Annotated in this window: 6 protein-coding genes and 1 pseudogene; 2 read left to right on the forward strand and 5 right to left on the reverse strand. The window is 69.4% G+C overall.

Going from position 1 to position 10,233, the window contains the following annotated elements:
- Positions 1-250: pseudogene (locus tag CCN44_RS21525) on the reverse strand (murein biosynthesis integral membrane protein MurJ); the annotation flags it as partial.
- A gap of 45 nt (positions 251-295) precedes the next feature.
- Positions 296-2,677 (reverse strand): DUF6049 family protein, encoded by a 2,382-nt coding sequence (locus CCN44_RS21530; protein ID WP_086698746.1) that lies wholly within the window; start codon positions 2,675-2,677, stop codon positions 296-298.
- A gap of 258 nt (positions 2,678-2,935) precedes the next feature.
- Here CCN44_RS21530 and CCN44_RS21535 point away from each other — a divergent pair, with 258 nt between their 5' ends.
- Positions 2,936-4,378, forward strand: a complete 1,443-nt coding sequence (locus tag CCN44_RS21535; protein WP_059250025.1) for a CCA tRNA nucleotidyltransferase — start codon at positions 2,936-2,938, stop codon at positions 4,376-4,378.
- Positions 4,379-4,493: 115 nt separating this feature from the next.
- Here CCN44_RS21535 and CCN44_RS21540 read toward each other — a convergent pair whose 3' ends face one another.
- The 3 genes from CCN44_RS21540 to CCN44_RS21550 all read right to left on the reverse strand — a co-directional run bounded on the left by CCN44_RS21540 (position 4,494) and on the right by CCN44_RS21550 (position 7,669).
- On the reverse strand, positions 4,494-5,756 hold the full coding sequence (locus CCN44_RS21540; protein ID WP_086698750.1) for an MFS transporter: 1,263 nt from the start codon (positions 5,754-5,756) through the stop codon (positions 4,494-4,496).
- A 103-nt stretch (positions 5,757-5,859) separates the two neighbouring features.
- Positions 5,860-6,942, reverse strand: a complete 1,083-nt coding sequence (locus CCN44_RS21545; protein WP_059250023.1) for an inositol-3-phosphate synthase — start codon at positions 6,940-6,942, stop codon at positions 5,860-5,862.
- A gap of 43 nt (positions 6,943-6,985) precedes the next feature.
- The gene (locus CCN44_RS21550) at positions 6,986-7,669 is read right to left on the reverse strand and encodes a PadR family transcriptional regulator (protein ID WP_059250022.1); all 684 of its coding nucleotides are present in this window, start codon (positions 7,667-7,669) and stop codon (positions 6,986-6,988) included.
- Between the two features lie 397 nt (positions 7,670-8,066).
- On the opposite strand from CCN44_RS21550, the gene CCN44_RS21555 reads away from it, so the two are divergent.
- A partial coding sequence (locus CCN44_RS21555) for a transglycosylase domain-containing protein (RefSeq protein WP_244203943.1) occupies positions 8,067-10,233 on the forward strand: 2,167 nt, incomplete at its 3' end.

Raw genomic sequence — 10,233 nt, forward strand, 5'->3', positions numbered from 1 at the left:
GGGCGTACAGGGGCTGCTGGTCGTACGTGCCCGGGGGCGGCGGCGGATGCGCCGCGCGGTCGTACAGCGCCTCGGCGACCGGGTCCTGGGCGGCCAGGTCCTGCTCCCGGTAGGGGTCCTGCTCGTAGGCGTCCTGGAGATACATGTCCGCCGCGTGCTGCGGCGGCACCTGGCCGGGCTCGGGCGGCGGCTCGGGGTAGCCCGAGCCGGCCGCGCCCTGGCCGCGGTCACCGTCGTACGGCGCGTTCATGCTTACCCCACCTCATCGTCCCGGGCCCACCGGCCACGACATCGCTCAACGGTCCACTCTCTCACCCGTCCCGGACGGGTCGGCGCTTTCCGGTGCGGTGTCCGGCGCAGGGTCACTCGGCTGCTCCGGGTCGTCTGCCCCGGAGGCGGAGTCGGTTTCCTCCGGTTCCTCCAGGAGACGGTCTCCGGGCGCCCCAGGGTTCCCGGGCTCGTCCGTGTCCTCCCCCGTCGTGCCGGGGCCGTCCTCCTCGGCCTGCCGGGCGGCGGCGCGCTTGCGCTGGGTGTACATCCGGAAGCCGGCGAGCACCAGGAGCAGGACACCGCCGCCGATGACGAGCATCACGGTGGGCGTGACCTCGGTGACCTTCACGTCGAAGGTCACGGGGTCGCCGTACTCCTGGCCGTCCTCCGTGTACAGCTGGGCGATGACCGTGACCCGGCCGTTCGCATTGGCCGAGGTGGTGAACTTCACCGACTGGCTGTGCCCGCCGGAGATCTCCACGGGCTGCTCGTAGTAGGCCTCGCCGCCGATCTTCAGACGGGTCGGCATGGTGGACCGCAGGCGCAGGACCAGGTGGCCGACGGGCTGGACGAGGTTGTTCTGGACGGTGACGGGGATGGTGGCGCTGCGGCCCGAGAGCTTGGTCTCGGACTTGTCGATCAGCTTGACCTGGTCGGCCAGCTCGTCGAGCCATGCCTCCACGCCGCCGCGGTAGCCGTCCGCCGCGCTGCCCCGGCCGCGCCAGGACGTGGACATCTCACGGTTTATGGCCCGCCCGAAGGGGGTGACCACGCGGGACTGGTCGGAGAGGACCACCCGGAACTTGTCGAGCTTGTCCTGGGTGCGGGCGATCTGCTCGAAGGCCGTTCCCGGCAGCTCCTGCCGGCTCAGCGAGGAAGGGTAGGAGGACGCCGACGGGATGCGCGTGGTGGCGCCCGGGTCGGGCTTGTCCTTGGCCGCGGCGGTGAGGTTCTGCGGCTGGGACCAGGTGCCGCCCTGGAGGGCGTTGAGCGCTGCCGCCATCGCCTGCGCCTGGCTCGCCGTGGGCATGCGCTGCGGGGCGACGACGATGCTGCGCTGCTTGTCCGTCTGCGCGTTCAGCTGGAGGCTCTGGGCCAGGAACCGCTGCACGGCGAGGGTGGCCGAGCCCGCCTTCGACAGGTCGCCCTCGAAGGCCTTGGACAGCCGGGCGTCGGCGACCACCGCCGTGGTGCCCCCGCCGACCGGGCGGGGCGCCGACGGCGTGTACGGCAGCCCGGCGGTCTCCTGGAGGCTGTCGCTGCGGGCGATCACCCGGTCGGCTCCGGCGGAGGTCGCGACCTTCATGATCGACGGGTCCACCGCGCCGTCCGCCGGCCAGGCGAAGTCGGTGCTCGGCGTGACGTGGAGCACCGTCTTGACGGTGGTCGCGGCGACGTCGGTGGCCTCCTTGAGATGGCTGAGCGAGCCGGTGACACTGGTGCCGTTGTGGGCCAGGGACGCCAGATCGGGGTCGCCGAACGGCAGCGCGACGACCTCCTTGCCGGCCACCGCCTTCTGCAGGCCGGCCAGCCACTGCTTCGCGATCGCCTGGTGCTCGCGTGAGCCGGGCGTGCTGGTGCCGTCGGCGCCCTGGAGCCGGTAGTTGCCCGCGGCCATCGCATCGACCGAGGCGAGCAGATCCGGGTCGATCACCCAGGTGACGTCGAGGTCCTTGCCCAGGTCCACCATCTGGGCCAGCCGGCCGCCGGGGGCCAGCTCCTTGGCCAGGTCGTCGTCGAGGAACTCCGGTGTCTGCAGTTCGCCCGCGCCCGTCTTGGCCGTCATGTGGACGGTGGAGATCAGCGGCCACAGGAACGTGGTCTTCGTCTTGGTGTCGGCCTCCGACGGCTGCCAGGGCAGGAACGTCCGCTGGACGCCGAGGACGTGGTCCCAGGCCTGGGCGGAGGTCTGGCCGGAGAGGGTGACCCCGAACTCGTAGACCCCGTCCTCACCGAGGTCCAGCTTGTCCACGGGGACGGAGAGGGTGAAGTGCTGGGCGACGCCCGGGGCCAGCTTGTCGAACTTCTCCTCGTACTTCTCGTCGACCTCCGAGCCGGTGCTGCTCTGCAGTTCGTCGGAGTGCCGGGCGACGGAGTCGATCTCCGACCGGGTGGTCAGCTGGGGACCCACCCGCAGACCCACATGGGCGTCCGTGACGGCCTGCTTGCCGTTGTTGGTCACCGTGCCGGACACGGTCAGCGTGTCGCCGTCCGTGGGGGCACTGGGGCTGAGCGAGTCCACGGAGACGGACACCGTGTCGGAGGAGGCGGCCTGCGCGGGCGCGGCGGCGGGCAGCTGGAGCAGACCGGCCAGCAGTGGTGCCCCGGTGAGCAGTGCTCCGGCGCGCCGCAGCCACCGGCGGGCAGGTGAGGCACTGGTCCCCTGGAAGTCAGCCGCCTCGGCCACGCGCTCGCCCGTCCCTCGTCGTCGTCAGTGGTCGTCGGAATGTGCGTCCACGCATGGTAACGATGCGCGCTGAACGGAAGTGCCGCGGTCTCCTCGACAAGATCGAAGAACAGCCGCGGCCCGTCCTCTATATCCAGTATCGAGGGGAGAGCGGCCGTACGCCGCAAGAGCAGCGCTTACGGAGGGTATGCCGGGAGCTGTCCGGACCGCCTTAATGGGGGCGCCCCTGGTCGCGCGGGGCACGTACCCTCTTCTGTTGTGCCGAACCCCAACGAAGACACTCCCTCTGCCCTGAGCCAGGCGCAGCAGCGCGCGGTCGCCGAGCTGCTGCGGGTGGCCCCCGTCGCCGACGACCTCGCCCGCCGATTCCAGCAGGCCGGGTTCTCGCTCGCCCTCGTCGGCGGATCGGTCCGCGACGCGCTGCTCGGCCGGCTCGGGAACGACCTGGACTTCACCACCGACGCCCGCCCCGAGGACGTACTGAAGATCGTCCGACCATGGGCGGACGCCGTCTGGGAGGTGGGAATCGCCTTCGGCACGGTCGGCGCGCACAAGGGCGGCTACCAGATCGAGATCACCACCTACCGGTCGGAGGCGTACGACCGCACCTCACGCAAGCCGGAGGTGTCGTACGGCGACTCCATCGAGGAGGACCTGGTCCGCCGCGACTTCACGGTCAACGCGATGGCCGTGGCGCTGCCGGAGAAGGAGTTCATCGACCCGCACGGTGGTCTGGAGGACCTCGCGGCACGCGTGCTGCGGACGCCGGGCACGCCCGAGGAGTCGTTCTCGGACGACCCTCTGCGGATGATGCGGGCCGCCCGGTTCGCCGCCCAGCTGGACTTCACGGTCGCCCCCGAGGTCGTCACCGCCATGACGGAGATGGCCGGGCGTATCGAGATCGTCTCGGCGGAGCGGGTCCGGGACGAGCTGAACAAGCTCATCCTCTCCGCGCACCCGCGCAAGGGGCTGACGCTGCTCGTCGACACCGGGCTCGCCCGGCATGTGCTGCCCGAGCTGCCGGCCCTGCGTCTGGAGCGCGACGAGCACCACCGGCACAAGGACGTGTACGAGCACACGCTGATCGTCCTCGAGCAGGCGATCGCGCTGGAGCAGGACGGCCCGGACCTCACGCTCCGCCTGGCCGCGCTGCTGCACGACATCGGCAAGCCGCGGACCCGCCGCTTCGAGCAGGACGGCCGGGTCTCCTTCCACCACCACGAGGTGGTCGGCGCCAAGATGACCAAGAAGCGCATGACCGCCCTGAAGTACTCCAACGAGCTGGTGAAGGACGTCTCGCGGCTCGTCGAACTGCACCTGCGCTTCCATGGCTACGGCACCGGGGAGTGGACGGACTCGGCGGTGCGCCGGTACGTCCGTGACGCGGGCCCGCTGCTGGACCGCCTGCACAAGCTGACCCGCTCCGACTGCACCACGCGCAACAAGCGGAAGGCTGTGGCGCTGTCCCGGGCCTACGACGGACTGGAGGAGCGCATCGCCCAGCTGCAGGAGCAGGAGGAGCTGGACGCGATCCGTCCCGACCTGGACGGCAACCAGATCATGGAGATCCTGGGGATCGGTCCGGGTCCGGCCGTCGGCAAGGCGTACAAGCACATGCTGGAGCTGCGTCTGGAGAACGGCCCGATGGGGCATGACGCCGCGGTGACGGCTCTCAAGGAGTGGTGGGCCGCGCAGGGCTGAGCGAGGACCGGGCGTTGTTTCACGTGAAACATCCGTCCGGGACGGCGATACCGAGGGGCGATGTTTCACGTGAAACATCGCCCCTCGCTTCATCGGGCCGGAGCCGGAGGCGGCTCTATCGGTGCCGGAAGCGGGCCAGCCCGGTGGCGGTCACGCCGTAGAGGACGGCGACGAGGATCACCAGTACCGCCGAGCGGCCGTCCGGCGGGAGCATCAGGGCCGCCACCCCGGCCGCGCCGACGAAAGCGACGTTGAAGAGGACGTCGTACACGGAGAAGATCCGGCCGCGGAAGCCGTCCTCGACGCGGGCCTGGACGATCGTGTCCGTGGCGATCTTGGCGCCCTGGGTGATCAGGCCCAGAACGAAGGCCGCGACCATGAGCGGCCCGGTGGCGAAGGGGAGGCCCAGGGCGGGCTCCAGCACCATGGCCGCGCCGGCGCACACCACGATCCAGCAGCCGGGGCCGAGCCGTCCCGCCGCCCAGGGCGTCACCACGGCCGCCGTGAAGAAGCCCGCGCCGGACAGCGCCAGCGCCAGCCCGAGCAGCCGCAGCCCTTCCTCGGGTGTGTCGGCGAGCGCGTAACGGCAGAGCATGAGCAGCAGCACGAGCAGGGCGCCGTAGCAGAAGCGCATCAGGGTCATCGCGGCCAGGGCCCAGGCCGCTTCCCTGCGCCGGGGCGCCGCCAGGTGCCGGACCGCCGCGAGCAGCTCGCGCGCCGTCTCGGCGAGCGCCGCAGCCAGCCGGGGGCGTGCCGGGTGCCGATCGGGACCGAGGAGGCCGGGGGCCAGGCGCAGGGATGCGAGGCTCGCACACAGGTACAGGAAGGCGCCGGACAGGACCACCGCCGCGTCGGAACCCGAGGCCACCACCCGTACGGCGAAGGCCACGCCGCCGCCGGCGGTCGCGGCGAGGGTGCCGGCGGTCGGGGAGAGCGAGTTGGCCAGCACCAGGCGCTCGTCGTCGACGACCCGGGGCAGTGCGGCGGACAGTCCCGCGAGGACGAAGCGGTTCACGGCGGTGACGCACAGCGCGGAGACGTAGAAGAGCCAGTCGGGGGCGCGGCCGATCATCAGGGCCGCGGTGGCCGCGGCCAGTACGGCGCGCAGCAGATTGCCGTACACGAAGACCTGCCGGCGGCGCCAGCGGTCCAGCAGGACGCCGGCGAAGGGGCCGACCAGTGAGTAAGGGAGCAGCAGGACCGCCATCGCCGAGGCGACAGCGGCGGCCGAGGCCTGTTTCTCCGGGGAGAAGACGACGTACGCGGCGAGAGCGACCTGGTAGACGCCGTCGGCGCCCTGGGACACGAGCCGGACGTACAGCAGGCGCCGGAAGTTCCGCAGGCGCAGCAGGACGCGCAGGTCACGGACGACGGGCATGGACCACACCCTCACACATGCGGAAGGTCCCCGGGTCGCGAAACCCGGGGACCTTCACAGCCCTGGCAGGAGCGTTCTCGTGCGAGCGGCGGCGCCGGGCGCCTTAGCGCTCGACCTCGCCGCGGATGAACTTCTCGACGTTCTCGCGGGCCTCGTCGTCGAAGTACTGGACCGGCGGGGACTTCATGAAGTACGAGGAGGCAGACAGGATCGGGCCGCCGATGCCGCGGTCCTTGGCGATCTTCGCGGCGCGCAGGGCGTCGATGATGACACCCGCGGAGTTCGGGGAGTCCCAGACCTCGAGCTTGTACTCCAGGCTCAGCGGGACGTCACCGAAGGCGCGGCCCTCGAGGCGGACGTAGGCCCACTTGCGGTCGTCCAGCCAGGCGACGTAGTCGGACGGGCCGATGTGGACGTTCTTCTCGCCGAGGTCCCGGTCGGGGATCTGGGAGGTGACGGCCTGCGTCTTGGAGATCTTCTTGGACTCCAGGCGCTCGCGCTCGAGCATGTTCTTGAAGTCCATGTTGCCGCCGACGTTCAGCTGCATCGTGCGGTCGAGGATGACACCGCGGTCCTCGAACAGCTTCGCCATGACGCGGTGCGTGATGGTGGCGCCGACCTGGGACTTGATGTCGTCACCGACGATCGGCACACCGGCCTCGGTGAACTTGTCCGCCCACTCCTTGGTGCCGGCGATGAAGACCGGGAGGGCGTTGACGAAGGCGACCTTGGCGTCGATGGCGCACTGGGCGTAGAACTTCGCCGCGTCCTCGGAGCCGACGGGCAGGTAGCAGACGAGGACGTCGACCTGCTTGTCCTTGAGGACCTGGACGACGTCGACCGGCTCCTCGGCGGACTCCTCGATGGTGGCGCGGTAGTACTTGCCGAGGCCGTCGAGGGTGTGGCCGCGCTGGACGGTGACACCGGTGCTGGGCACGTCGCAGATCTTGATGGTGTTGTTCTCGGAGGCGCCGATGGCGTCCGCCAGGTCCAGACCGACCTTCTTGGCGTCGACGTCGAACGCCGCGACGAACTCGACGTCGCGCACGTGGTAGTCACCGAACTGCACGTGCATCAGGCCGGGGACCTTGGACGCCGGGTCGGCGTCCTTGTAGTACTCGACTCCCTGCACCAGCGACGCGGCGCAGTTGCCCACGCCGACGATGGCTACGCGAACCGAACCCATTCCGGTTGCTCCCTGTGTGTACGAGTGAGGCCCTGACTGGGTCTCACGTGGCGGTGTCGTCGGGCGTATCCGTCCGGGGGGTGTCCCCGGGACGGGGCAGGCCGCCCGTCGATCCATTGGTGGTGTCCTGCTGAGCGGGCCCCCCGGACGCGGAACCCCTCAGGTCCCGCCCGGCCCGCTCGCTCTCGATGAGCTCGTTCAGCCAGCGCACTTCGCGCTCCACGGACTCCATCCCGTGGCGCTGGAGCTCAAGTGTGTAGTCGTCGAGGCGCTCCCGGGTGCGCGCCAGCGAGGCGCGCATCTTCTCCAGGCGCTCCTCCAGGCGGCTGCGCCGGCCCTCCAGGACGCGCATGCGCACATCGCGCGAGGTCTGCCCGAAGAAGGCGAACCGCGCGGCGAAGTGTTCGTCCTCGTACGCGTCGGGGCCGGTCTGCGAGAGCAGTTCCTCGAAGTGCTCCTTGCCTTCCGCCGTCAGCCGGTAAACGATCTTGGCGCGTCGTCCGGCGAGGGGGGCGGCGAGTGCGTCGTCGTGGGTGTTCCCGGGTTCCTCGGCCAGCCAGCCGTTGGCGACCAAGGTCTTCAGGCAGGGGTACAGCGTCCCGTAGCTGAACGCGCGGAACACACCCAGTGACGTGTTGAGTCGTTTGCGCAGCTCGTAGCCGTGCATCGGGGACTCGCGGAGCAGGCCGAGCACGGCGAACTCGAGAATGCCGGAGCGCCGGCTCATCGTCGCCTCCTCTCGGTCCCGCAGGTCGATCCCCGCAGGTCTCGCAGTGCCCGTCAGCGTCTTTATCTCGCGCTGATGTATCGGCTCGATACATCACGACGATAGAACGGCCTACCGCAGGCGACAAGAGGGGCGATGGTGAACGGGATCACATCACCGATTCGTAGGAGGCAACTTGCCTGTTTTGGGGTGAACTTCGGGGCTCGGTGGGTTTTGGTGGTGCGTAGTCTGTGCGGCATGCACACCACCGGGAACCGCGTGATGCCTGGGGAGCGTCGTCGTCCCTGGTGCAGTACGGGTGAATGCAGGACCGACCACATCCGTACTTCGGGGGGACCGGAAACCAGCCGCCGTTCCAGGCGCGCACGGGTGCGCCTGCCCGAGGAGTAATCGTTCGATGAGCGAGCACCGTCGCAAACCGCCGCAGCCGCAGGGAGGCGGACGTGCCGCGGCCCGACGCGGCCAGTCCGGTTCGTCCCCCGGCCGCCGTGCGGCACCGCGAGGCGCCACCGGGTCTCCTGCCGACTCCTATGGGTCCCGTTCCTATGGGTCGGAGTCCACTGGCCCGGCCGGTGAGGAGCGTCCCTACGGCAGCCGTGCCGAGGCCCGGCGTGCCGCACAGAAAGGCGGTCGGCGCAGAGCCGCCGACAACACGTCCTCCGGCGGCCGGCGCGGCGGCCCGGGCGGGCCGACCGGTCCGGGACGCGGGAAAGGCCGCGCGACGACGGCCCCCGGCAAGAAGCGGTTCATCGACTACCCCCGGGTCGGCAAGCAGGGCTGGCGGCGCTGGGTGCCGTCCTGGAAGCTGGTCAGCGGGCTGTTCATCGGCTTCGTCGGCAGCCTGGTGGTGATGGTCGGCATCGGCTACGCGATGGTCTCGATCCCCAACGAGAACGACGCGGCCAAGTCCCAGAACAACGTCTACTACTGGGCCGACGGCACCCAGATGGTGGCGACGGGCACCGGCGTCAACCGGCAGAACGTCACCATCGACAAGATCCCCGAGGCCATGCAGTGGGCCGTGATCTCGGCGGAGAACAAGAGCTTCTACCAGGACTCGGGCGTCGACCCGATGGGTATCGCGCGAGCCCTGGCCAACATGGCCCGGGGCGGTCAGACGCAGGGTGGCTCGACGATCACCCAGCAGTACGTGAAGAACACCTACCTGAGCCAGGACCAGACCGTCTCCCGCAAGTTCAAGGAGATGTTCATCTCCATAAAGGTGGGGACGAAGCTCGACAAGAAGCAGATCCTGCAGGGCTACCTGAACACCTCGTACTACGGCCGCGGCGCCTACGGTATCCAGGCGGCCGCCCAGACCTACTACGGCGTGGACGCGGTCGATCTCAAGCCGAGCCAGTGTGCCTTCCTCGCGGCGCTGCTCAAGGGTCCGACGTACTACGACCCCGCGGGCAACCAGGACCTCGACAAGTCGGCGACCCCGCAGGCCAACGAGAAGCGTTCCAAGGAGCGCTGGGCCTGGATCCTCGAAGAGATGCACAAGGACAAGCACCTCACCGACACCCAGTACCAGGAAGCCACCAAGAAGTACCCCAAGCCCCAGGGCCGCAAGGCGACCAAGGGCATGACCGGCCAGATCAGCTACCTCGTCGACACGGCCAAGAAGTACGTCCTGAACCACTCCACCATCACCGAGGCGCAGTTCGATCAGGGCGGCTACCAGATCTACACGACCTTCGACAAGAAGAGCGTCAACGCCCTGAGCGCGGCCGTGAAGAAGGTCCAGAAGGAACGCCTCGACCCCAAGCGCCGCGACCTGGACAAGTACGTCCAGTTCGGTGCGGCGTCGGTGCTCCCGAAGGACGGTGCGATCGTCGCGCTGTACGGCGGTGAGGGCTACGAGAACGGCCACTTCACCAACAACGCCGACACCTCCGGTGTCCCCGTCGGTTCGACGTGGAAGCCGTTCGTGCTGGCCGCGGCGATGGAGTACGGCACCTACAGGTCCGGCGGCGAGGGCATCTCCCCGCTCAGCAAGTACAACGGCAACGACAAGCTCAAGGTGAAGAACCAGGACGGAACGTACGTCCTGAAGAAGGACGGCTCGGTCTTCTACCAGCGCAACGAGGGCCCCAAGCCCTGGGGCTACATCTCGCTGCGCAAGGCCATGGAGCAGTCCGTCAACACGCCGTTCGTGCAGCTGGGCATGGACGTGGGGATGTCGAAGGTCCGGGACGTCGCGAAGGCCTCCGGCATCCTCGACTCCAGCTTCGCCACGCTCAACCCGTCCTTCGCCATCGGCACCTCGACGCCGAGCGCGATCCGTATGGCCGACGCCTACGCGACGTTCGCCGCCTCCGGCAAGCAGGCGGATCCGTACTCGGTGGTGAGCGTCAAGAAGGACGGCCAGGAACTTCCGGGCTTCACCAAGCCGAAGGTGAAGCAGGCGATTCCGGAGAACGTGGCCAACAACGTCACGGACACGCTGGAGAACGTGATCCAGAACGGTACGGCGACGAACGCCAAGTCCCTGGGGCGTACCGCCGCCGGCAAGACCGGAACCACCGACAGCAACAAGTCGGCCTGGTTCGTCGGCTACACCC

This window comes from Streptomyces tricolor (genome assembly GCF_002155905.1).
Taxonomy (GTDB): Bacteria; Actinomycetota; Actinomycetes; order Streptomycetales; family Streptomycetaceae; genus Streptomyces; species Streptomyces tricolor.

What these genes read in the sequence shown, in the direction of transcription:
- CCN44_RS21540 (WP_086698750.1), bottom strand. Translation starts at nt 5,756, where the DNA reads ATGCCCGTCGTCCGTGACCTGCGCGTCCTGCTGCGCCTGCGGAACTTC.
- CCN44_RS21550 (WP_059250022.1), bottom strand. Translation starts at nt 7,669, where the DNA reads ATGAGCCGGCGCTCCGGCATTCTCGAGTTCGCCGTGCTCGGCCTGCTC.
- CCN44_RS21545 (WP_059250023.1), bottom strand. Translation starts at nt 6,942, where the DNA reads ATGGGTTCGGTTCGCGTAGCCATCGTCGGCGTGGGCAACTGCGCCGCG.